The 23,811-nt window shown below is 45.0% G+C and carries 19 protein-coding genes and 2 pseudogenes; 12 read left to right on the forward strand and 9 right to left on the reverse strand.

All coding sequences use genetic code 11. The features are described from left to right. On the reverse strand, positions 1-1,582 hold a 1,582-nt coding region (locus AND4_RS11675; RefSeq protein WP_009843177.1), incomplete at its 3' end, for an ATP-dependent DNA helicase. 217 nt (positions 1,583-1,799) lie between these two features. On the opposite strand from AND4_RS11675, the gene purU reads away from it, so the two are divergent. From purU to AND4_RS11700, 7 genes and pseudogenes are all read left to right on the forward strand, one after another. Further along, the gene (purU, locus tag AND4_RS11680; protein ID WP_009843179.1) at positions 1,800-2,633 is read left to right on the forward strand and encodes a formyltetrahydrofolate deformylase; all 834 of its coding nucleotides are present in this window, start codon (positions 1,800-1,802) and stop codon (positions 2,631-2,633) included. 193 nt (positions 2,634-2,826) lie between these two features. Further along, a complete protein-coding gene (locus AND4_RS11685) occupies positions 2,827-4,056 on the forward strand; it encodes a serine protease (protein ID WP_009843180.1) in 1,230 nt (409 codons plus the stop codon). Continuing rightward, entirely contained in the window at positions 4,053-4,412 is a 360-nt protein-coding gene (locus AND4_RS11690; protein WP_009843181.1) for a hypothetical protein, read from the forward strand. The genes AND4_RS11685 and AND4_RS11690 overlap by 4 nt, the downstream gene beginning before the upstream one ends. A gap of 55 nt (positions 4,413-4,467) precedes the next feature. Further along, positions 4,468-4,626, forward strand: a pseudogene (locus tag AND4_RS19550) (formyltetrahydrofolate deformylase); the annotation flags it as partial. A gap of 193 nt (positions 4,627-4,819) precedes the next feature. After that, positions 4,820-6,418, forward strand: coding sequence for a serine protease (locus AND4_RS11695; RefSeq protein ID WP_009843183.1), 1,599 nt, complete (start codon positions 4,820-4,822; stop codon positions 6,416-6,418). 78 nt (positions 6,419-6,496) lie between these two features. Continuing rightward, positions 6,497-6,574, forward strand: a pseudogene (locus AND4_RS20095) (formyltetrahydrofolate deformylase); the annotation flags it as partial. 221 nt (positions 6,575-6,795) lie between these two features. Next, the gene (locus AND4_RS11700) at positions 6,796-7,992 is read left to right on the forward strand and encodes a serine protease (RefSeq protein WP_009843184.1); all 1,197 of its coding nucleotides are present in this window, start codon (positions 6,796-6,798) and stop codon (positions 7,990-7,992) included. A gap of 66 nt (positions 7,993-8,058) precedes the next feature. Here the strand turns inward: AND4_RS11700 and AND4_RS11705 are convergent, their stop codons facing one another. Then, positions 8,059-8,661, reverse strand: a complete 603-nt coding sequence (locus AND4_RS11705) for a VOC family protein (protein ID WP_009843185.1) — start codon at positions 8,659-8,661, stop codon at positions 8,059-8,061. 219 nt (positions 8,662-8,880) lie between these two features. Between AND4_RS11705 and argS the strand changes: the two genes are divergently transcribed. The 3 genes from argS (at position 8,881) to AND4_RS11720 (ending at position 11,863) form a co-directional block, all read left to right on the forward strand. Continuing rightward, the gene (gene argS / locus AND4_RS11710) at positions 8,881-10,614 is read left to right on the forward strand and encodes an arginine--tRNA ligase (RefSeq protein ID WP_009843186.1); all 1,734 of its coding nucleotides are present in this window, start codon (positions 8,881-8,883) and stop codon (positions 10,612-10,614) included. A 146-nt stretch (positions 10,615-10,760) separates the two neighbouring features. Further along, positions 10,761-11,186, forward strand: coding sequence for an HIT domain-containing protein (locus tag AND4_RS11715; RefSeq protein WP_009843187.1), 426 nt, complete (start codon positions 10,761-10,763; stop codon positions 11,184-11,186). Positions 11,187-11,341: 155 nt separating this feature from the next. After that, on the forward strand, positions 11,342-11,863 hold the full coding sequence (locus tag AND4_RS11720) for a YqhA family protein (protein ID WP_009843188.1): 522 nt from the start codon (positions 11,342-11,344) through the stop codon (positions 11,861-11,863). 77 nt (positions 11,864-11,940) lie between these two features. On the opposite strand, the gene AND4_RS11725 is transcribed toward AND4_RS11720, so the two are convergent. The 5 genes from AND4_RS11725 to znuA form a co-directional block, all read right to left on the reverse strand. Continuing rightward, positions 11,941-12,171 carry a FeoC-like transcriptional regulator gene (locus tag AND4_RS11725; RefSeq protein WP_009843189.1) on the reverse strand — a complete coding sequence of 77 codons (231 nt, stop codon included), beginning with the start codon at positions 12,169-12,171 and terminating at the stop codon, positions 11,941-11,943. A 1-nt stretch (position 12,172) separates the two neighbouring features. Continuing rightward, positions 12,173-14,440, reverse strand: a complete 2,268-nt coding sequence (feoB, locus tag AND4_RS11730) for a Fe(2+) transporter permease subunit FeoB (protein ID WP_009843190.1) — start codon at positions 14,438-14,440, stop codon at positions 12,173-12,175. Continuing rightward, positions 14,440-14,667 carry a FeoA family protein gene (locus AND4_RS11735; RefSeq protein WP_005426705.1) on the reverse strand — a complete coding sequence of 76 codons (228 nt, stop codon included), beginning with the start codon at positions 14,665-14,667 and terminating at the stop codon, positions 14,440-14,442. The genes feoB and AND4_RS11735 overlap by 1 nt, the downstream gene beginning before the upstream one ends. A 680-nt stretch (positions 14,668-15,347) precedes the next feature. After that, entirely contained in the window at positions 15,348-18,746 is a 3,399-nt protein-coding gene (locus AND4_RS11740; RefSeq protein WP_009843191.1) for an AraC family transcriptional regulator, read from the reverse strand. A gap of 210 nt (positions 18,747-18,956) precedes the next feature. After that, a complete protein-coding gene (gene znuA / locus AND4_RS11745; protein WP_009843192.1) occupies positions 18,957-19,838 on the reverse strand; it encodes a zinc ABC transporter substrate-binding protein ZnuA in 882 nt (293 codons plus the stop codon). Positions 19,839-19,916: 78 nt separating this feature from the next. On the opposite strand from znuA, the gene znuC reads away from it, so the two are divergent. After that, positions 19,917-20,702, forward strand: a complete 786-nt coding sequence (znuC, locus tag AND4_RS11750; protein ID WP_009843193.1) for a zinc ABC transporter ATP-binding protein ZnuC — start codon at positions 19,917-19,919, stop codon at positions 20,700-20,702. After that, complete coding sequence (znuB, locus tag AND4_RS11755; RefSeq protein ID WP_009843194.1) at positions 20,695-21,480, forward strand: zinc ABC transporter permease subunit ZnuB; 786 nt, start codon at positions 20,695-20,697, stop codon at positions 21,478-21,480. Before znuC ends, znuB begins: the two co-directional genes overlap by 8 nt. A 131-nt stretch (positions 21,481-21,611) precedes the next feature. On the opposite strand, the gene sucD is transcribed toward znuB, so the two are convergent. Together sucD and sucC are read right to left on the reverse strand one after the other, a co-directional pair. Further along, the gene (sucD, locus tag AND4_RS11760; protein WP_005436989.1) at positions 21,612-22,484 is read right to left on the reverse strand and encodes a succinate--CoA ligase subunit alpha; all 873 of its coding nucleotides are present in this window, start codon (positions 22,482-22,484) and stop codon (positions 21,612-21,614) included. Then, positions 22,484-23,650: an ADP-forming succinate--CoA ligase subunit beta gene (gene sucC, locus AND4_RS11765; protein WP_009843195.1), complete on the reverse strand. Its 1,167-nt coding sequence runs from the start codon at positions 23,648-23,650 to the stop codon at positions 22,484-22,486. Before sucC ends, sucD begins: the two co-directional genes overlap by 1 nt. Positions 23,651-23,811 lie beyond the last annotated feature (161 nt).

Raw genomic sequence — 23,811 nt, forward strand, 5'->3', positions numbered from 1 at the left:
TCCCTTCCCAAAATGCCCCCGTCGCCACCAAAAGTGCATTACCCAGCTCCATAAACTCAGCCAGGGTCTTTTGTTTGCTCATCTCACCTTGCATCAGTACTGGCAGATCCAACACTTCTCTGAAGCGCTCACCAAGCTCACGCATCATACTGTGTGACGTGCATAAGAAGAAACAACGCCCGTCGTTTTCTTCAATTACAGGTGCGAGCATACGCACCAGCTTATCGGCTAGACCGGAACTGTTCGGCTCTGGCAGATAACGAGGCACACACAAACGCGCTTGTTTCTCATAATCAAAAGGAGACGGCAGCGAAAACTGTCGTTTCGGCTTCAATCCCAGTCGATCAGTGAAGTGTTTGAAATCGCCGGATACCGCAAGCGTTGCAGAGGTAAAAATCCAAGCACCTTGTTTGATTTCGATCTGCTCATGAAATTTATCAGCCACCGATAACGGGGTGATGTGCAGAGTAAAATGGCGCGGCGACGTATCGAACCAGTATGAATAACCAGTGATATCGACATCGCAAACACGGTCGATTCGGCCTTTTATCAAATTGGCACGCTCAAACGCAGCATCGAGCAACTGACTTCGGCCTAGTGCTAATTTCAACACGTCGATGGTTAAATCTAAACTGTCGGTTAGGCGCACCAGTTCACGTTTGATCGATTCCGATTGCAACGCTTCACGCCAGTTACCACGAAAGCCGGGCTCACCCAGTACAATGCGCATGTCCATTGCACTTTGCATCAGCTTATCGCCGACCTTTTGCAGTTGACGCATGTCTTTTGCTTCTGTGCGATAGGAGATTTCAATGTCTTTGGCGAGCTCTTGGATCTGACGGCTCGAGATCGACTGACCAAAGTATTCGCTGGCAATGTCCGGGAGCTGGTGCGCTTCGTCAAAGATGAACACATCGGCTTCTGGGATCAGCTCACCAAAGCCAGTTTCTTTGATCGCAAGGTCCGCGAGGAACAAATGGTGATTCACCACAACGATGTCCGAATCCATAGCACGTTTACGCGCTTTTAAGACGAAACAATCGGTGTAGCTCGGGCATTCTTTACCTAAGCAGTTGTCGTTGGTCGAGGTAATGGTAGGGATAATCATGCTGTCTTCTGGCAGATCATCACAGTCACCTAAGTCACCTGTTTTGGTTTCTGAAGACCAAGTACGGACTTTGACTAATTGAGTAAGCAGCGTTGGATCGGCTTCATTAGTGTGGCTCTCAACCATTTGTCGGCTAAGACGGTCCAAACAAAGGTAGTTAGAACGCCCTTTTAGTAACGCCACTTGTCCATAAAAACCTAATGCATTCACCATCAGAGGTAAGTCTCGGTGGTACAACTGCTCTTGCAAGTTCTTCGAACCCGTACTGATGATGACTTTTTTACCACTTAACAACGCAGGTACAAGGTAAGCAAAAGTTTTACCTGTCCCCGTTCCGGCTTCAACCACCAGCTGTGTTTGGTCTTTGATCGCACTGTTGACGGCTTCTGCCATATCAATTTGTGGTTGGCGAGCTTGAAAACCCGGGATGGCTTTGCCTAACGCGCCCTCGGAAGAGAATGTTTTTGCGATCATGCCTGACATCTGGTTAGAAAAATTGTCGAGAGTATATCAGGAGTTATACGTAAACATCAGCCAGCAAAAGTTCTGGTTTGGGCATCGCACGGATAATTTGTTGAAACCGCGCCAAGAATAGATTATTTATGAAGCTATATTGCCGTACGATTTACACTTCTGATGTGAATTATGTATTCGTGCGCTAGAAACATATATCTATGGAAGTAGTTAATTTATGGAAAAGAAAACACTGTTAACCCATTGCAGCGACGCACCGGGTTTGATCTCAAAAATCACCAACATCTGTTACAAACACCAGCTGAATATCGTGCATAACAACGAGTTTGTCGATAACACCAGTGGTCATTTTTTCATGAGAACCGAGTTGGAGGGTTATTTCAACGATCAAACACTGCTTGCCGATTTAGACCAGGCACTGCCACAAGGCGCAAAACGTAAACTTATGGGTTCTTGTCGCAAGCGTATCGTTATCTTAGTGACCAAAGAAGCGCACTGTCTAGGTGATATTCTTATGAAGACTTACGATGGTAGCTTAGATGTCGAAATCGCCGCCGTTGTCGGTAACTACGACACGCTGCAAACACTGACTGAGCGTTTCGATATTCCTTACCATTATGTCACTCACGAAAATCTGAGCCGTGAAGAGCACGAGCAGAAGATGCGAGAGGTGATTGAGCAATACGAAGCAGACTACCTTGTGCTGGCCAAGTACATGCGTGTTCTCACTCCGACATTCGTAGAGAAATACCGACACAAGATCATCAATATCCACCACAGCTTCCTACCAGCCTTCATCGGCGCAAAGCCTTACCAACAAGCGTACGACCGCGGTGTAAAAATCATTGGTGCAACGGCACACTTTGTAACCAATGACTTGGATGAAGGCCCGATCATTAAGCAGGACGTTATCCCAGTAGACCATACGTTCAGCGCACAAGATATGGCGCAAGCGGGCCGCGATGTAGAGAAAAACGTATTGAGTAAGGCATTGAATAAAGTACTCAATGATCATGTTTTCGTTTACGGTAATAAGACGGTTATTCTTTAATTACCTCTCTGTTTTTTACAATTTCACTATGAGTAAACCCGCCTAATCGGTGGGTTTGTTTTTCAACAATATCTTTCGCCACACCCCTCCAGCTTTATAATTTTCATTTCATTACTTATATTTACTATAGAAACAGTTCTATTTATAATTAAGCCTAAAACTTATAAAACAATCTTAATATTACGGAATTAAAATGAAAAAAACGTTAGTGGCTTTTCTGATTGGGCTGACTTTGCCAGCGACCACAATCGCAGATACTCTTGCGCCTGTTCAGAATGATGTATCCACTCGCATTATCGGCGGTGAGACAGCCAATACTTCCGACTGGAAGTTTATTGCTGCACTGGTACATAAAGGACAGCCAGCATTTATTGGTCACTTCTGTGGCGGCAGTTTCCTTGGTGGAAAATACGTATTAACCGCTGCGCACTGCGTCGACGATCTCAACGCGGACGATCTGGATATCATTCTTGGCTCATATGATTTCAATGACCTGTCTCAAGCGCAGCGCATCGCAGTTAACAATATCTATACACATGATGCATATAACAGCAATACAGCGAATAATGACATCGCTCTTATTGAGTTGGAACGCAGTGTCAGCAACGCGACTATCGATCTTGCAACGCCAGAGGTTTTAGATAGCGTACGCGCAGGAGATAAATTACATGTCGCAGGGTGGGGAAATACCTCTACGACAAGCAACAAATTCCCAATGGTATTACAACAAGTTGATTTAGAATACGTGGACCGAGCAACCTGTCAAAACCTAGGTGGGGGTTACACTAACGTATCGGATGATGGCATTTGTGCAGGATACTATTGGGGTGGAAAAGATAGCTGCCAAGGCGATAGCGGCGGTCCACTCATTGTCGATTACAATGGCATCAAAAAGCTACTGGGAGTGGTCAGTTGGGGGTATGAATGTGCTCAACCAAACGCTTATGGCGTTTATGCAAACGTCGCGCATTTTCAACACAATGGATGGATAGATAGCCATCGCAATACGATCAGCTACACTCAGTTTAGAGATCTTCATGTGTTGGAACGCACCACTCAGCAAGAAACCTTTGTTGTTCGGAATAATGATACTATCCCATTCAACATTACTGACAGCCAAGTATCAGTTGGGCTGACTGTCAAAGAAAATACCTGCAACACCGCCTTGCTGCCCTCGCAAAGCTGCCAGATTACCGTGGGCTTCACTCCCGATGACTTTGAAACATCGGAAACCGTAAAACTCTTGACCGATCACCCAAAGCTACCCACGCTGACAACCACATTGAAATACCGCGGCGCTGATAACACCAGCGGTAATACTAGCAGCGGTAATACTAGCAGCGGTGGCGGCGTATCTATTGGTCTATTGATGTTACTGGGTGTAAGTTCATTGGCACGACGCAAGAAAAGGACAATGAAGTGAAACATCTCCTAATAACACTACTGATCAGTTTCGGCGCGGTAAGCTTAACTGCATGCTCAGCCACAATTGAAAAGGCGCAAAAAAATCAAGAGCCAGAGCATCATTCGATAAGTGGCACTGCCCGAATCAACGAGCGTCAGATAACATTTGTTGCTGAATCTAACGGTTGCAGTAAAAACGACGATTTTCGCCTGAACATAGAGCAAAGCTCGCAAACTGAGGCAGTGATAACCATTGTTAGAGACAAAGCTGATCATTGCAGAAAAATGCCTTTTCTCAAAACCTTCACGCTGGAACTGGACGAAGAGCTGCAAGGCAAAAAGCTTTCCATAACAAACGCGACAACAAATCACTAGCTGACTAACGACAAACTTAAAAAGGAACACAGTATCTGCAATGCAAGTGAGAATGGTCTGCCAAGTGGACGTTATTCCAGTCGTTCACACGTTCAGCGCACAAGATATAGCGCAAGCGAGGCGCGATGTAGAGAAAAACGTATTAGGCAAAGCACTGAATAAAATGCTCAATGATCATGTTTTTGTTTACGGAAACAAAACCGTACCCTTGTAACCTCCATTTCTTAGCAGCATCAGCAAAAATGAGCCCGCTTAACAAGCGGGTTTATTTTTTTAAATAATGCCTTCCTTCCAAAATACCGAATATGCACTTAGTTTTACAAACGCTGACAGTGTGAATGTTTACGGCAATAGCCATCATCATTCGCGCTGAGTTTAATTTATTACTTAAATGCTAAGAGGTTAAAATGACAAAAACGTTAGTGGCTCTTTTGATGGGGCTAACTCTGCCCGCAACTGCAATAGCAGATACCATCAAACCTTCTCAGAATGATGTATCCCCCCGCATTATCGGCGGTGAAGTGGCTAAGTCTTCCGAGTGGAAATTTATTGCGTCACTGGTACTTAAGGGATGGCCGACCTCCAGAGGTCACTTTTGTGGCGGCAGCTTCCTCGGTGGAAAATACATATTGACCGCAGCGCATTGCGTTGAAGATCTTAACGCGGATGATATTGATATCATTCTTGGTCTATATAACAAAAACAGAGAGTCTCAAGCGCAGCGTATCTCAGTTAACAATATCTATTCACATACCGCTTACGACAAAGATACTCACAACAATGATATCGCTCTTATCGAGTTAACACATAACGTCAACAGCGCCGCTATCGACCTGGCAACCCCCGATGTACTGAATGGTGTGCGAAGGGGAGATCAATTACATATTGCAGGATGGGGAGACATATCTCCAACGACAGATATCGTATTTCCAACGGTGTTACAACAAGTTGATGTAGAATACGTAGACCGAACAACCTGCCAAAACCTAGGTGGTGATTACACTAACGTATCGGATAACAGCATTTGTGCCGGATACGCTCAGGGAGGAAAAGATAGCTGCCACGGCGATAGCGGCGGTCCACTTATTGCCGATGACAACGGCATCAACAAGCTACTGGGAGTGGTCAGTTGGGGTATTGGATGCGCTCAACCTGATGCCTATGGTGTTTACGCTAACGTCGCACACTTTCAGGACAACGGCTGGATAGATAGTCACCGCAATACAATCAGCTACACCTGGCTTAGAGATCTTCATTTGGTGGAACGAACCGCGCAACAAGAAACCTTTGCTATTCGTAATGACGATACTATCCCATTCAATGTTACTGACAGTCGAGTATCTGCTGGACTTACTATGACAGAGAATACCTGCAACACCACCTTACTGCCTTCTCAAAGCTGCCAAATTACTGTGGGCTACGCCCCTGATTACTCGGGATCATTGGAAACCATCGAACTCTCCACGACTCACCCGAAGCTTCCCACGCTCACAACCACGTTGAAATACCAAGGTGTTGATAAGGTGAACCGCTCACTACGTAATGCCATTCCGCTAGCAGACGCAAATGTTTATACAAATGAATATGCGTGGACGGCTGAAAATGGTGAACTTCACTCTGCCGATTTGGGAGTGTCAGCTGGCTCCTCTATCTTATATTTGACCGACCTGCCGAAAGGTAGACTGACAATGGAGCGTAGGGCCATTTCCGATGAGAATGATACTTTTACCATCTTCGTAAATGGTCAGGTTTACGAGACCAACACCCAAGTTCTTGACTATGAAAAGATTAATATCGACCTTTATAAAACCTCTAACACAATTGCGCTTGTATACATCAAAAACCCAAGTTCGAACGGCATGTACCGCGCGCAAGCGTCTATTCGTAATATCACCATGTCACCCGACGCAGATAATACTCGCTCAGGCGGCAGTTTATCTATTGGCCTCTTGATGTTACTGGCTGCTGGTTCATTCGTACGACGCAAGAAAAGGACAATGAGGTGAAGTAGCTCTTGATAACCGCCCCTAATCGGTGTCGGCATAGTAATCTGGACCGCATGCTAAGCCACAATTGAATGGATGCAAGCAAAGCGCGATGTAGATAAAAAAGTATTAGGTAGAGCACTTAATAGAGTGCTCAATGATCATGTTTTTGTTTGAGGTAACAAAAACGAACTCTTGTAACGTCCATTTCTTAGCAGTACCAGCAAAAATAAACCCGCTTAACAAGCGGGTTGTTTTTTAAACAATACCTTCCTTCCAAAATATCGATAATGCTGTCAATTTTATAAAATCCTGACATTAAGCATGTTTAACAGCAAGTGATAATCATTATCATCTGAGTTGAGTTTCATTAATTGCTTAAATGCTAAGAGGTTAAAATGACTAAAACGTTAATGGCTTTTCTGATTGGGCTTACTCTGCCTACAACTGTAATAGCAGATACCCTCAAACTTTCTCGGGATGATGCACCCTCTAATAATATCGGTGGTGAAGTATCTCCTAATATTATCGGTGGCGAAGCTGCGAATCCTTCCGATTGGAAGTTTATCGCATCACTGATACAAAAAGGACAACCAACCTCCAGAGGTCCATTCTGTGGCGGCAGTTTCCTCGGCGGAAAATACGTATTAACCGCAGCGCATTGCGTTGAAGGTGTCAACGCCGGCGATCTTGATATCGTTCTTGGCTTGTATAATATCAATGACGAGTCTCAGACACAGCGTGTCGCAGTGAACAATATCTATGTACATGATGCTTACGACAACTTTACACTCAATAATGATATCGCTCTTATCGAGTTAACACATAACGTCGATAGTACCGCTATCGAACTGGCAACCCCCGATGTTCTGAATAGTGTGCGGGCGGGCGATAAGTTACATATTGCAGGATGGGGAAACACCTCTACGACAAGCAACGTATTTCCAACGGTGTTACAACAAGTTGATGTAGAGTATGTAGACCGAACAACCTGCCAAGCCCTAGGTGGGGATTACAATGACGTATCGGATGATGGCATTTGTGCTGGGTACGTTCAGGGAGGAAAAGATAGTTGCCAAGGCGATAGCGGCGGGCCACTTGTTTTCGATTTCAACGGCATCAAAAAGCTACTGGGAACGGTCAGTTGGGGCAATGGATGCGCTCAACCTAATGCCTATGGTGTTTACGCTAACGTCGCATATTTTCAGGACAGCGGCTGGATAGATAGTCATCGCAATACGGTCAGCTTCACCCAGTTTAGAGATCTTCATGTGTTGGAACGTACCACTCAGCAAGAAACCTTTGTTGTTCGTAATAACGATACTATCTCATTCGATATTACTGACAGCCAGGTATCAGCTGGGCTTGCTATTAGAAACAATACCTGTAACACCACCTTACTTCCCTCGCAAAGCTGCCAGGTTACCGTGAGCTTCACTCCCGATTACTTTGAAACATCGGAAACCATTGAACTCTCGACCAATCACCCGAAGCTACCCACGCTTACAACCACATTGAAATACCGAGGCGCTGACAGAGTGAACCGCCCACTGCGTAATGTTACTTCGCGAACAAACGCGACAACAAGTCACTAACTGACTAACAACAAACGAAAAAAGGGAACCTAGAGGCTCCCTTTTTCTTTTCTTCATTTTGACCTGCTAGGTTTCATCCTGCTCAGACTCCACAATTCGCTTCAATGAATGCGGATGGAGCTTGATACAGACTCCTTGGTATTTAAACGCCACTGTCGGGTTGCTCAAACGTTCACCCTCTCCTTTTGGGCTCGACAATTTGACTTTCACCCCCAGCCCTGCCAATGCATCAAAACGCGCGCCAAACTCAGGGTAAGTGTGTTTTAAATCAATGAGAAACTCATTCGCCGTTTCGGCATGCGATGGAATCACAAACTCCACATGCTCCCAGCTTTCGGTTGGGTAAATTTTGCCTTCTGCTGGGTACGGAAGTTCCAAACACTCTATCTTCCAGCCGCGGCTTTCCAATGCGTTATCAAAGGCAATAACGATGATTGGGCGACCATTGATTTTCGCTTGCGAGATCACCTTGCCATATTGACACCATGCTTCATGCGCTGCTTTTGCGGTTTCTGTATCATTAATACGCAGCGCAATATGGTCAGCTTGTGCAAAACTCAGATCCAATTTTAACAAAGAGGCAAGCGATTCAATCTTTGTCATAAATGTATCCAGATCTTGGATCATCAATTCAGGCGTTAGGCGTTTTTCTACCAGTTGAGTCGTCATGATCGTTCTCTTTTAGGGCAATTTATCTCATTCTTCTAAGCGCAATAGTAAACGCAAACTGAGCCACATTTCCATTCAATCGAAAAAGTAAAAATTTCCCTAATCCTCTCTGTATGAAAAGCAATAAAGTTGTTATCATTAGCCCCATTTTTGTGAACTCCAGCAGAACTTGGCATCCAGCTTGCCAAGTTCTTCATCCTTGAATTGAAGGAAACGCGTGTGAATATCCAAGCACTTATTAATGACAAAGTATCTCAGGCTTTAGAAGCCGCTGGTGCACCTGCGGGAAGCCCTGCAGCCGTTCGCCAATCAGCAAAGCCACAATTTGGTGATTACCAAGCAAACGGCGTAATGGGCGTTGCTAAAAAACTGGGTACGAACCCACGAGAATTTGCACAGAAAGTACTGGATGTTCTAGACCTAGACGGTATTGCAAGCAAAACAGAAATTGCTGGACCGGGTTTCATTAACATTTTTCTAAGTGAAGCGTTCCTTGCAAAACAAGCGGAAGCAGCATTGGCTGATTCACGTCTTGGCGTTACTGCTGACAAAGCACAAACTATCGTTGCTGACTATTCTGCACCAAACGTTGCCAAAGAAATGCACGTTGGTCACCTGCGTTCAACCATTATAGGTGATGCGGTAGTACGTACTCTTGAGTTCTTAGGTCACAAAGTGATCCGCGCAAACCACATCGGTGACTGGGGTACTCAGTTCGGTATGCTTATCGCAAACCTTGAGCGTGTACAGCAAGAGTCTGGCGAAGTATCGATGGAACTGGCTGACCTTGAAGGCTTCTACCGTGAGTCTAAGAAACTGTACGACGAAGACGAAGAATTCGCAGTGAAAGCACGTAACTACGTTGTGAAACTGCAGAGCGGTGACGAGTTCTGCGCAGAAATGTGGAAGAAGCTGGTTGACGTAACCATGATCCAAAACCAACGCAACTATGATCGTCTAAACGTGTCTCTATCTCGTGATGACGTAATGGGCGAAAGCATGTACAACGACATGCTGCCTAAGATCGTAGCAGACCTTAAAGCACAAGGTCTTGCGGTTGAAGATGACGGCGCGCAAGTTGTGTTCCTTGAAGAATTCAAGAACAAAGATGGCGAAGCAATGGGCGTTATCGTTCAAAAACGCGATGGTGGCTTCCTATATACAACAACGGATATCGCGTGTGCGAAATACCGTTACGAAGAAATGGGCGCGGACCGCGTACTTTACTTCATCGACTCTCGTCAACACCAGCACCTAATGCAAGCTTGGACTATCGTGCGTAAAGCGGGTTACGTGCCAGAAACTGTCTCTCTTGAGCATCACGCATTCGGCATGATGCTAGGTAAAGACGGTAAACCATTTAAGACTCGTGCGGGCGGGACGGTTCGTCTTGCTGATCTTCTTGATGAAGCAGAGGTTCGTGCGGCACAGCTGATCGAATCTAAGAACCCAGAACTCGCAGCAGAAGAGAAGCAAGCGATCGCGAATACGGTTGCAATGGCAGCGGTTAAATACGCAGACCTTTCTAAACACCGCACCACGGATTACGTGTTCGATTGGGATAACATGCTAGCGTTCGAGGGTAACACTGCACCGTACATGCAATACGCTTACACTCGCGTAGCATCTGTATTCGCGAAAGCTGGCGTTTCTATGGATGATCTACGAGGTGAAATTAAGGTCACTGACGAGAAAGAAAAAGCGCTTATCGCAAAACTTATGCAGTTCGAAGAAGCGGTTCAATCTGTTGCTCGCGAAGGTCAACCACACATCATGTGTAGCTACCTATTCGAACTAGCAGGTCAGTTCTCTAGCTTCTACGAAGCATGCCCTATCCTAGTTGCTGAAGACGAATCAGTAAAACAAAGCCGTCTGAAACTCGCTGCGCTAACAGCAAAAACCATCAAGCAAGGTCTGTCTCTACTGGGTATCGATACTCTAGAGCGTATGTAAACGAATCGAGAATCGAGAATCGAGAATCGAGAATCGAGAATCGAGAATCGAGAATCGAGACGATTTAGCAAGGTTGGCGTGAAAGCGTCAACCTTTTGTTTTATCTGACGTATACTGATGTCATTCCATTCAAATCGGATAATATAATGAATTTTGAACTGCACCCGCAACTGGCAAAAGACACCAGCGTTATCGGTCACTTCCCACTGTGCGTGGCACTTCTGCATAAAGACAATGCCGTGCCATGGGTAATTTTGGTGCCGAAACGTGCAAACCTAAAAGAACTTCACCACTTGCCAATGCAAGAACAGCAACAGTTTCTGCTCGAGTCTCAAGCGGTAAGCCAAGCACTGGAAGCAACCTTTTGTCCAGACAAGCTCAACCTTGGTGCGCTGGGTAATATGGTGCCACAGCTGCACATTCATCATATTGCGCGCTTCAAAGATGATATGGCATGGCCGGGACCGGTTTGGGGAAACACTAAAGGTGAATTCCGAACAGAAGAAGAGCAAAACCAATTGCTTGGCCGTATTAAAAATGTGTTATCACTGAGCTCTCTTTTCCAAAAATAGTAAGCATTGCTAGCGAAAATAATTCGCCTTTGAATACGCCTAAAACAGATTGAGAAAGATTGATGCCATATTTGTAATAATCTTTCTCAATTTTATAGGATTATCACTGAAATCGAACTTGTTTAGACTACTCGCTTTAATTAGAGAGGGTCATCATGAAACAAGTCTTCAACACTTTCCGATACGTCAGCTGGATCGCCATCATCTGTTCTATGGCTGCCTCATTCTTGCTTTTCGTTATGGGTGCAGCGAAAACCTATTCGGCATTTGCGGTTTTCATTCTTAGTCAAACTCCTCCGCCAGCCCTCGCGCATTTAGATAAAGCCGATATTGCGATCGCTTATTTGATCAAGTCACTCGACACGTTTCTTGTCGCGTTAGTGTTGTTTATCTTTGCGCACGGTATCTATACGCTATTCATTTCCAATAAAGCGAAGGCAAAAACACCAGAAAAATCAGTTTTGCATTGGATTAGAACACCAAACATCGGCCACCTGAAGAATATCTTAGCTGAAGTCATCATCGTCATTTTGTTTGTAAAGTTCTTAGAGCTCGTGCTGATTAATTTTGACAGCTTAGATTGGACAATTTTGACCTTGCCTATTTCAATTTTGGTTTTAAGTCTCGGTTTGAAGTTCCTTGGGTTAGGTATGACAAAGCACACTGAAGAGAGCTGAGTCCCCGAACAGCCAACCAAAGAAAAGCCGCATCATGATTGATGCGGCTTTGCTGTCTTTACGTAACAATCATATCACTACATGGTCACTGTCAGTGATAAACCATCTTGCTTAGTCACAGAGTAGCGAACTCGAGTCACGTTATGAGCTTTATTAGTGTCAACTAAACGGCTAATTTTGCCCTTCTTAATCCACACACTTAACATCGCATCAGCACCATCTTCACTCATCCCGAACTGCTTAGCCAGATCTGTCTGGGAGACGGTTCCATTGTCCGCAATATATTGATAAAGCTCTTTCAAAATCATGTTACTGAACCTCTAGCACACTGTGTTGCTGCCTACCGACTCGTTTAAATACTCGGTACGTACCAAAGAAGATAGCAATGATTGCCGCTATCCAAATACCACTCGTGATTGGGCTATCCACAAAATGCGTCAACTGGTTGTAAAACGTGGCGCAAAGGTAAGCTAATCCCATTGTCCAAACGGCAATAAAACGCGCGAACTTAAGGCCAAACTCACGCACGTAAGCACCCATAGCCGCCACACATGGCGTGTATAATAGGATAAATATTAGATATGCAAACGCGGCATTGCCAGACGCGAACTTCGCTTTAATGTTGCCGAAGATAGACGCATCAACCTCTTGATCTTCTGCAACCGCAGTGGAATCGGTTAGGTCACCCACTTCAATGCCAAGTGGATCAGAGTAGCTTAAATCTGCTAGGTTTTCAGGGATACTCATGACAGCCTCTTCTAGACTGCCCATCAGATCAAATTCTGCCTCTTCACCACCGCTAGTCGTGTATAAACTGTTTAGCGTGCCGACCACGGCTTCTTTGGCAAAGATACCCGTGATGATACCAACCGTTGCTGGCCAGTTATCTTCTTGCAGACCAATCGGAGCAAACACTGGCGTTACCACCTGCGCAGCTTTGGAAAGCACTGAGTTTTCACTGTCCTCGTTACCAAAGCTACCATCGGTACCCAGTGAATTAAAAAAGCTAAGAATCGCGACAACAACGACGATAGTTTTACCCGCGCCCAACACAAAGCGCTTTAGCTTTTGCCACGTTTTGATCGCCACATTTTGTAACGTCGGTAGCTCGTAGTCTGGCATTTCCATCACTAGACTGTCGCTGCTACCCGGATAAAGCGTGTGCTTGAGAAAAAGACCAGTAAAGATTGCCGCCACAATACCAAGTAGGTAAAGTGCAAAAACGATGTTTTGGCCAGATCCCGGGAAGAATGCCGCAGCGAATAACGCGTATACTGGCAGACGAGCACCACATGACATAAATGGCGCCATAGAGGCAGCCAGTTTACGCTCACGCTCTTGGTCAAGGGTTCGAGTCGCCATGATAGAGGGCACGTTACAACCAAAACCGAGAACTAGGGGAACGAATGCTTTGCCTGGCAGGCCGATCTTCTGCATCACTTTATCAAGTACAAATGCAGCACGCGCCATGTAGCCCGAGCTTTCAAGTACTGCTAGGAATAGGTATAAACACGCGATAACAGGAATAAAGGTCGCGACCGTCTGGATACCGCCACCGATACCATCAGCAAGAACCGTCACTAGCCACACAGGTAAATGACCGTCTAGCAAATGGTGGCCGCCATCAACCAATAAAGCCCCGACTCCGATATCGAAGAAATCAATGAAAGCGCTGCCTATGTTGATGGAGAACATAAACATTAAGTACATCACAACGAAGAAGAATGGGATGCCTACCCACTTATTCAAGATGAACTGGTCTAGTTTTTCCGTCACACTGCGACTGAGCTTACCTTCGCTGCGGCGTACTTTCTTGCACTCTTGATGGAGATGTGTGTATTTTGTATCTGCAACATGCAAGTCAACATCAAGCTCAAGAGCAGCAATGGTATTTTCAACCTTGCTGCGGTCAACATCCAGCATGCTGTTGAGAACCAGTGCGTCTTTTTCTAATGCGCGAATCGCCAGAGCACGGCTAGAAACGGTTTGTTCATTGAACAGAGCCGAAATGTTATTGATCGCCGCTTCCATTTTTTCGCCATAGGTCAAAGCGATGTCTTTTAACGCTACGCCTTGAACAACAGACTTGTGCAGCTTGTGTTTAAATTCCGCAACTTGTGCTTTATTTGTGGCAGATAAGCTGACGACAGGGCAACCCAGTGTTTTTTCGAGCTCTGCAACGTTGATGATTTGGCGCTCGCGTTTAAGCGCATCCATCTTGTTCAACACAACGATCATTGGGCGACCAAGTTCGCGCAGCTGTAACGTCATATAAAGAGAGCGTTCCAGACTCGTTGCGTCGACTACGTTGATGATCAAGTCAGCAGGATGTGTAAGTACCGCACGAGACGCTATGGATTCATCAATACTGTTACTGTCATTGCCACTGTCCAGAGAATAGATACCTGGAAGGTCAGTCAGTAAGAACTCATCACCAGCGTGTTTGTACTGACCCGTTTTCTTTTCAACGGTCACCCCCGCCCAGTTACCAACTTGCTGCTTAGCACCAGTAAGGCCATTAAAAAGCGTCGTTTTACCACTATTAGGGTTACCCACTGTGAGGATTTTGTATTGCATTATGCTCGCTCCACTTCGATGTTCTGCGCAATGGTTTCTCGCAAAGCAACGGAAACACCTCGGACTTCAACTTGCAATGGATCACCCATTGGAGCACGTCGAATCACTTTTACTTCTGTGTTTGGTAGTAACCCCATAACCATCAGTTTTTTTCTGACATCCGATGTAAGACCTTCCAGTAATCGGATAGTCACCGTTTCTCCAGGTTTAATTTCTGATAGCTTCATAGTGGCCCTTAAGTGTATTGCTAATGATAAATATTATTATTAAGAATTTTGATGCGCCAATTTTACTCTCCTGACTCAGTCTAAGCATTGTGTGAAATCAAAGATTTCACTATTACTATAGACCGTTGAACGTTAACTCCGTCACTTTTTACTACGTCACTTTCGTCAAAATTGGCATCTCTCGAGCAAACAAAAATCAACTCAATCACAACACTCGCCACCACAAAACCAAATTAGTAATTAATAAACAGTTACTTATAAAAATGAAAACATTATGTCGCTTTTCTTACATTAAGATGTCGTTATTTTTATAAAGAAAATAAGTAGGGTCTCGTATAGTGAACACATCGAGAGGCAACAGCCCCTCAAGTGATTTCCAGAGATGGCATGGAAACATGTCAATCGGCAGCAAGCGAAGGTGTCTTTTACACCCGTGGTACAGTCACCCCGGCCGTACCACGTTTTTTTATTCTTTTTCTTCAACCGTTCTGTTCAAATCCCTCTCCATGACTTTTGACCCAAAAATCTCGGTCATTGCTGTATTCAATGTGCTCTGCTCTTATCTTGCCAGATTAACTGTTGCTTTTTTCTGTTCAGTGCCTGAATTTTACGACATGGTTCGATTCACAAACGTAAAAAAGCCCAGCGCTTATGGCTAGGCTAAGTAACGTCAATAGGATCTAAATGCTTATTTGATCCTCTTGCGCCGTTGCAAACTTGGATGGCGATAAACCGAAGTGCAATTTAAACTTCTGACTAAAGTAAGAGGGATCATTAAAACCACAGTTAAACGCTACTTCACTGATTTTCTCACCAGCTAGCAACTGCTCACACGCCATCTCTAATCTCACCTCTGTTACGTAATCTTTTAACGTTCTTGATGACGCCGACTTAAAGCGCCTCTGTAAGCTTCTTTCAGACATAAATAGCATCTTAGCGGCGGACGCCGTACCAAACTCTGGATCGTGGTAACACTCGTCCACCAGCTGATAGACTTTGTGTAACCACTCTTGCTCAGGCGACATTTCTCCTTGCTGCGGGGTTTCTGTTTTAGAAAACGCCGCTAGAACCTCTTCTTGATAATTGAGTTCTTGAGCGCAAGGCCACGTAATCTCTATTTTGTTCTGAGCATCAAATGTGAACATGGATAACTTGCCACCACTAGCCGCAACTAATTGAGGTAAGTTATCGATACTTAGATCAGCACTATGTGTGCCCATTGGACGCATTGTCGATGCTTTACTTGGCAACGGCGTTCCATGATCAATAAAGCTCAGTGAGACAATACCCTCATTCTCTTCCAAGGTTAACTTGATCAACTGCCCCCTAAAAGAACGTTTGATGATGTTCGCAAAAATGCTGTTAAAAATGACATCAAGATTGAAACACTCCAACGAGACACGGCTTGCCTTAAATCCATCTTGTAGCTCAACATTGATGCCAGCTTTAAAGAAATCCTCGCGCCAAACATCCACCACCGATTGGGTAATCTGACTTAAGTTGTAGCTTTGACTCGAACTACTGGTATTTTCCGGAGCACTTTTTAGCTCATTTAATTGCGAGTAGGTTTGGGTTAAATGCTCTTGAGTCGCTACATCCATGTCATCGGGAAGCTTACGCATAATCCAATCAATACTTGACTTAAGAGATTGAGCAACGTGATCCACCAGCAGATTTCTTACCTGAATTTGCTTTCTCAATTGCTGGTTACTGGTCAAAAGCACGCGACTTTGATGCCGCAGTTGATTGGTTTTCAGCGTAACTTGAGCGGCTAACTCTCGGTTGGCTTGCAACACATAACGTGAGCGCCAATACATTAGAAGGGCAAGAGCCACAACAATCACTAATGCCCCACCCGACAAAGCCAGTTTCGACAAAAACCATGGTTTTGGCACTGTAAATTTTGAATCTAACCCAATCAGGCCAGAGGCCCGTTGTGTTTCATTACTCACTTGTAAGTGGTAATCGCCAGAATTTAAATGTTCTAAGGTTAACTGCCCTCCGTCTAACGTTTGCCACTCGTCATTTTCATTCAAACGATAATACAAGTTCTGATTGGTAGGCTTGGGCATCACACCAAAAAGAAAACTGAGAGACGAGCCATAGGACAGGTTCGTCTCTGATAAGTTGGCACTCCCAACCTGAACCACCTCATTTTGCAGCGTAACCCGACTCACAATAGGTTTAGACTCGGGCGCGTTGGAAACCAGCAATTTAGATGAGTCAGCTTTGACCAACCCGTAGTGGGAGCCCAAAATAAGTTGGCGTTCACTATCTTCTGTGCGACGGATAATATTACAAATGCCCGGTAAGAACTCATTATTGATAAGCCCCGACAAAGAAGAGTAATGCTTGATAAGCTGACCCGACAAATGGTAGTAACTTAGACCAACGGAAGAAGCAAGCCATACCCCTTCTGAATCACTCAGCAAACAAGCCGGACGTGAGTTAACCACACTCATTTCCATGATTTGTTTTTCATTGCTCCCCGGAACCGTTCTAAAAACGCCGTAAGCGGAAGCAAACCAGTGCGCTCCATCGTTCGCAGTAATGATATCGATTGATTCACCAAACTTTTCTGAAAAATGACTAAAGCGAATGTGCTTCCCATCATATTCGTAAACGCCGTGGTCAGTCCCTATTAATAGCAAATCTTCCTTATCGTAAAGGCGAGTAATTTTAGCGGGTAAGAACTTGCTCACTAACCATTCACTACCAAAACTTCTTATTGCTTGGTTAACGGCATCGATATTAAACAACTGATATCCACTAGATACCCAAAGTCGATTTGGGCCATCAGAGACAATATGTTCGATTGTCTTTCCCGCTATGACTTGCAGGAAAGGAAAGTTCACCCGCTGTAAGTTTTTCAGACTATAAATTTCTAAGCCGGAAGATGTAGCAATCCAAAGCCTCTCTCCCTGAAAAGCAAACTCGTAAATTTGTGATGACACAGTCAGGACTTCGGTAATCTTGTTTTTGTTATTGTTATCGTTATTGTTAGAGCGATATATCTTATGGTCATCTGCGAACCAAAGCGCCCCTTCGGGTCCAGTCAAGGTCTGTCGGATGCGACCATCGAGCGTTTTTTGATCATGACTGCTGAAGGTTATACGCTCAAATTTTTTACTAAATAGAGAGTAATATCGAATGCCTTGATTAGTGGCAATCCACATCCCTCCCATATTATCGTTCAGTAACGAGTAAATCTTGGTGTTGGCTAACTCGAGTTCCAGAAAACTTGCTGGTGTCACTTGGGTTACTTCACCCGTTAGGAAGGAATAAAAATAGAGACCTTGCTCCGTTCCGACCCAATACTCTTGATTCGTTTCAGCAAAAGTCAGAGCATGAGAAGCTCCAATTCGAATAGCAGGCTTACTTGGCTCATGAATATCGAATATCAACGCACCTTTTAAGGTGCCGACCAAGATTTCACGACGAGTATGTGAGTAATACACTTTCTCGATGTAATTTCTCCCAGATGAAACAACATGATTAAACTTGCCACCCTCTGATAGGTAAACACCAGAAGTCGTCGCCAACACCCATTTTCTCCCAATTAGAATGGCTTCGTTAATGTAGACGTAGCTGTTGTTACTGTGCTGATAAAGCTGGAGTAAAGAGAAAGAGTCCAGTTCTCTGGTTTCAACATTGTAGGTATAGAACTGCGCACCATCACTGACCCAAATATAACTTCCCGATGAGCCAATCTTACGGATTTGAGACCCAGGATAAAGGCTAAAAACTAAACGACGCTCTTGGTTCGGATAGGTTTGATAAACCTCGTTCTCAACGAATGTCCAAAATGAGCCTTTATGATAGGCCAGCTGCTCAACTTTATTTCTGAGAAAGCTTCCGGACTTTGGCAATGTGGTTTGGCCGTCGTAGAATAAAACGCGTCCATGAACATCATGGATCCAAAGTCCACCTTGCTCACCTAGGAATAATTTTTTCGCGGCAATGAAAGTCCCCTTAACCTGATTAGGCAAAGGGTAAAAGACAGCATTCGCTTCACTTGAAGCTGTGGCTTGAAATGAAAGTATTGAAACCCATAAAAACAGGGCGATGTGGCGCAGCAAGATAAAACCCTTACATGTATCAATATAGGCGGCCTATAATTCACTCACACTTTCGTTGCTAAGTGTTTGGATAGTTATTTTGAGCCGCTAATTATTGATAATGATATCTTAAATCCTTTGCTAGAGAAGACTCACTGCGCCCACAAGTTACGATTCTTATTGCTGGATCACGTTAAAAACAGATATGGTGCAAGAAGCACAGCACAACTGTTACTTTTCGCTCAAACATTGACTAAAGCTATTAGACAAACTTTGCAGAAATTCAAAATAACTGCCTGACTTTACATCAATCTCGCTACCTAGTGGATCAAGAATACCTGTGTTTACGTTACTGCCGCGCATCACACTCTCAATCACGGCTGGGGTAAATTGGGGCTCAGAAAACACGCATGACACATCTCCAGCACCAAGCGTTTTACGAATATGAATCAGGGTTTTTGCACCAGGCTTTCGGTCCGGTGAAACCGTAAAATGCCCCATCTGGTTCAATTTATAGTGCTCCTCGAAGTAGCCGTAAGCATCATGGAATACAAAGTAGCCTTTGTCTTGCACTGGTGTAAGTTGCTGTTTAATTTCTGCATCCGTTGCTTTGAGCTGGATTTCAAAATTGTTTAAGTTTTGCGTATAAATAGCAGCATGTTCAGGGTCAATCTCCGCCAATTTATGAGCAATGGCATTAGCCACTTGCTGAACGGTTTCAAAACCTAGCCAAAAATGGGGATCATGAGTACCATGGTGATGGCCGTCATGTTCGTGAGCGTGTTCGCTTCCAAACTTACGCAGTGACAAACCCGGAATTTGACTGATCGTTAGCGTATTGCCTTTGTCAGTCACGACTTTCTCAAGAAAGGGCTCAAGTTCATGGCCGTACCAAATCACCAAATCGGCCGCTGCTACTTTTTTCACATCCGATGGACGCAAGGCGTAATCATGGGGCGAAGCGTTATTTTGAAGCAGTACGTCAGGTTTAGTCACACCTTCCGTTAGCTCAGTTGCGATCATTTGGATCGGTTTAATGCTCGTTAACACGGTGACTGCGTGAGCAGGTAACGTTAGTATTGCTGTTATTGCAAGGATTATAGCTCTTTTCATAGTTTTACTTGGGGTATGGCGTGGAAAGTGAGACAATGTTACATTATAACATTATTATTTTGCAAATGAGTTTCATTCATGTCTTCACTAGTCCGTCTTGAGCAATTGTGCGTCGAGTTTGACGAACGCAGAGTTCTCGACAATATCACCATGGAATTAGAAAAGGGCAAAATCACCACCCTAATTGGTCCTAACGGAGCAGGAAAATCGACGTTAGTTAAAGTCATTCTGGGCCTTCAGAAGCCAACCAGTGGTAAGTTAACCAAACAACGTAAACTCAAAATTGGTTACGTTCCGCAAAAGCTGAAACTCAACGACTCTCTGCCGCTGAACGTGATTCGTTTTCTCAACCTTGCTGGCAAGTATAGCAAGCAAGAGTGCCTTGATGCGTTACGCCTTGTCGGTGCTGAACACTTGATTGCAAGTAATATGCACCGTTTATCAGGTGGTGAAAATCAACGTGTACTGTTAGCGCGTGCGCTCCTTCAGCGCCCAGAGCTTCTCGTATTGGATGAGCCTGCTCAAGGTGTCGATGTACAAGGTCAAATCGACTTATATGATCTGATTGAGAGCATCCGCCATCGCTTCGATTGTGGTGTATTTATGGTTTCACACGATCTGCATTTGGTCATGGCTAAAACCGATGATGTAATTTGTTTACATCACCATGTATGCTGTTCAGGCTCGCCAGCGACCATTACCCAGCACCCTTCTTACATTGCGCTGTTTGGTAATGCTGCCCGTGAGTCTTTGGCGTTTTACCATCATGACCACGAACATCATCACGATTTAGCGGGTTCTCCAGTTACTGGCAATGCAACCTCTTGTTCAAACCATGCTCACGGACATCACCATCATGATTGAGTTTTTACTGCCTTCAATACTGGCTGGCATCGGGATCGCACTGATCGCTGGTCCACTTGGCTCATTCGTCGTTTGGCGCAAGATGGCTTACTTTGGTGACACTCTCGCGCATGCATCTTTAATGGGTCTAGCCCTTGGCTTCCTGCTCAATATCAATTTATACCTAGCACTGCTCGTTTGCTGCTTGGCATTAGCAGCACTACTGGTGACACTGCAAAAGCAACAACTTGTTGCGACGGACACCTTACTGGGAATTTTGGCTCACAGTGCTTTGTCGATTGGTTTGGTTTCCGTCAGCTTCTTGGACAATGTTCGCGTCGATCTAATGAGCTATCTGTTCGGTGACTTGCTAGCGGTATCGCCTCAAGACCTGATGTTTATCTACACAGGCGTCATTGCTGTCAGCGCGTGTTTGTATCTATTCTGGCGCCCATTACTGTCTAGCACCGTGAGTGAAGAACTTGCCGCAGTTGAAGGTGTGAATACCGATTTAGTGCGTCTTGTACTGATGCTAATGGTGGGTGTCGTGATTGCAGTCGGCATGAAGTTTGTTGGCGCATTAATTATGACGTCGCTATTGATTATCCCAGCGGCAACGGCACGTAAAGTGTCTTCTTCGCCAGAACAAATGGCGTTGTTTGCTTCGATTATCGGCTCTGTCGCGGTGTTGATGGGACTGAGCCTGTCTTGGCATTTCGATACTCCAGCGGGTCCCTCTGTCGTAATCAGTGCCACATTCTTATTCATGCTGAGCCAACTGATTAGCCGCAAAGCATAAGCCCGAGCGTTTAATACAACCTACCTCGTGCTTGAGACACAAATCAAAGCAAGATAAAAACAAGGTGGGACGGAAAAAGAAAAGCCTGCGAAATCGCAGGCTTTTCAATACTTATCGCGTGGCTTGGTTAATTACCAACCTGTCACTTCACGTAGACCTTTACCAATCTCAGCGAGAGATTTTACCGTCTTAACGCCAGCTGCTTCTAGTGCTGCAAATTTGTCTTCTGCAGTGCCTTTACCACCAGATATGATTGCACCTGCGTGACCCATACGTTTACCAGGAGGTGCTGTTACACCGGCAATGTAAGAAACCACAGGCTTAGTTACGTTTTCTTTGATGTAAGCTGCTGCTTCTTCTTCCGCAGTACCACCGATCTCACCAATCATTACGATTGCTTCTGTTTCAGGGTCTTCTTGGAAAAGCTTCAGGATGTCGATGAAGTTTGAACCTGGGATTGGGTCACCACCGATACCAACACACGTTGACTGGCCAAATCCTTCATCTGTCGTTTGCTTAACGGCTTCGTACGTTAGTGTACCTGAGCGAGAAACGATGCCCACTTTACCTTTCTTGTGGATGTGACCAGGCATGATACCAATCTTACACTCATCAGGCGTGATAACACCCGGACAGTTAGGGCCGATCATGCGAACGCCAGTTTCTTCTAGCTTCACTTTTACGTCGATCATATCTGTCGTTGGGATGCCTTCAGTGATCGTTACGATAAGCTCGATACCCGCGTCGATCGCTTCTAGGATGGCATCTTTACAGAATGGTGCTGGAACGTAGATAACTGTTGCCGTTGCGCCAGTCACTTCTACCGCTTCACGTACTGTGTTGAATACAGGAAGACCAAGGTGAGTCTGACCACCTTTACCCGGAGATACACCACCAACCATTTGTGTACCGTAAGCAATTGCCTGCTCTGAGTGGAAAGTACCTTGACCACCAGTGAAGCCCTGACAGATTACTTTCGTGTCTTTGTTAATTAGTACAGACATTATTTAGCCTCCGCAGCAGCAACAACTTTTTGAGCAGCATCAGTTAGCGACTCAGCAGCAATGATATCAACATCAGAATTAGCAAGAACTTCGCGACCTAGGTCAGCGTTAGTGCCTTCTAAACGAACAACAACCGGTACGGTTACACCAACTTCTTTCACCGCACCAATGATGCCTTCTGCGATCATGTCACAACGAACGATACCACCGAATATGTTTACTAGGACCGCTTTCACGTTGTCATCAGATAGGATGATTTTGAATGCTTCTGCTACACGCTCTTTTGTTGCGCCGCCACCTACGTCTAGGAAGTTAGCTGGCTTGCCACCGTGTAGGTTTACGATATCCATCGTACCCATAGCGAGACCCGCACCGTTAACCATACAGCCAACATTACCGTCTAGTGCTACGTAGTTCAGTTCCCATTGAGCTGCGTGCGCTTCACGCTCGTCTTCTTGCGAAGGATCATGCATTTCACGAAGTTTAGGTTGACGGTATAGCGCATTTGAATCGATGTTGATCTTACCATCAAGACACAGCAAGTTGCCTTCGCCAGTAATCACCAATGGGTTGATCTCTAACAGTGCTAGGTCGTACTGCGAGAACATAGTGCCAAGACCCATAAAAATCTTAACGAATTGTTTGATTTGGTCACCTTTAAGACCAAGTTTGAAGGCAAGCTCACGGCCTTGATAAGCCTGAGGACCGACTAGTGGGTCGATAGCTGCTTTGTGAATAAGCTCCGGCGTTTCTTCCGCCACTTTTTCAATTTCCACACCACCTTCAGTAGAAGCCATGAAAACAACCTTGCGAGTTGCACGGTCAACAACCGCGCCAAGGTAGAGTTCGTTAGCAATGTTCGACGCTTCTTCTACAAGGATTTTAGTCACAGGCTGACCATCTGCGTCGGTCTGGTAAGTCACTAAGTTCTTACCTAGCCATTTTTGTGCGAATTCTTTTACGCCATCTTTTGTATCATGTAGCTCAACGCCGCCCGCTTTACCGCGGCCGCCAGCGTGAACCTGACATTTTACCACTTTCTTTTCAGTGCTGATGCGACCCGCTGCTTCGAAAGCTTCTTGTGGCGTATCACATGCGTAACCTTCCGGTACAGGCAAACCGAATTCTGCAAACAGCTGTTTGGCTTGGTATTCGTGCAAATTCATTTCGATATTCCGTTTGTTTATCCCTTAAGGGATTTATTATTTCCATAACGCCGCATCGATGCGGTACGTCTGTAGGGTCTTCTCAAGTCAACGGCTTAATAAAGGTATCGAAGCCGTTCAAATGAAGGCCAGACGCTGAGCCTGCCTAGCCTTAAGTGCTG

This window comes from Vibrio sp. AND4 (assembly GCF_000171815.1).
In the GTDB taxonomy this organism is placed as follows: domain Bacteria; phylum Pseudomonadota; class Gammaproteobacteria; order Enterobacterales; family Vibrionaceae; genus Vibrio.

Bases quoted from the DNA above. Each gene is read 5' to 3' on its own strand.
- purU (WP_009843179.1), top strand. From the start codon at position 1,800: ATGGAAAAGAAAACACTGTTAACCCATTGCAGCGACGCACCGGGTTTG.
- AND4_RS11685 (WP_009843180.1), top strand. From the start codon at position 2,827: ATGAAAAAAACGTTAGTGGCTTTTCTGATTGGGCTGACTTTGCCAGCG.
- AND4_RS11695 (WP_009843183.1), top strand. From the start codon at position 4,820: ATGACAAAAACGTTAGTGGCTCTTTTGATGGGGCTAACTCTGCCCGCA.
- AND4_RS11700 (WP_009843184.1), top strand. From the start codon at position 6,796: ATGACTAAAACGTTAATGGCTTTTCTGATTGGGCTTACTCTGCCTACA.
- AND4_RS11705 (WP_009843185.1), bottom strand. From the start codon at position 8,661: ATGACGACTCAACTGGTAGAAAAACGCCTAACGCCTGAATTGATGATC.
- AND4_RS11715 (WP_009843187.1), top strand. From the start codon at position 10,761: ATGAATTTTGAACTGCACCCGCAACTGGCAAAAGACACCAGCGTTATC.
- AND4_RS11720 (WP_009843188.1), top strand. From the start codon at position 11,342: ATGAAACAAGTCTTCAACACTTTCCGATACGTCAGCTGGATCGCCATC.
- AND4_RS11725 (WP_009843189.1), bottom strand. From the start codon at position 12,171: ATGATTTTGAAAGAGCTTTATCAATATATTGCGGACAATGGAACCGTC.
- feoB (WP_009843190.1), bottom strand. From the start codon at position 14,440: ATGCAATACAAAATCCTCACAGTGGGTAACCCTAATAGTGGTAAAACG.
- AND4_RS11735 (WP_005426705.1), bottom strand. From the start codon at position 14,667: ATGAAGCTATCAGAAATTAAACCTGGAGAAACGGTGACTATCCGATTA.
- znuA (WP_009843192.1), bottom strand. From the start codon at position 19,838: ATGAAAAGAGCTATAATCCTTGCAATAACAGCAATACTAACGTTACCT.
- znuC (WP_009843193.1), top strand. From the start codon at position 19,917: ATGTCTTCACTAGTCCGTCTTGAGCAATTGTGCGTCGAGTTTGACGAA.
- znuB (WP_009843194.1), top strand. From the start codon at position 20,695: ATGATTGAGTTTTTACTGCCTTCAATACTGGCTGGCATCGGGATCGCA.
- sucD (WP_005436989.1), bottom strand. From the start codon at position 22,484: ATGTCTGTACTAATTAACAAAGACACGAAAGTAATCTGTCAGGGCTTC.
- sucC (WP_009843195.1), bottom strand. From the start codon at position 23,650: ATGAATTTGCACGAATACCAAGCCAAACAGCTGTTTGCAGAATTCGGT.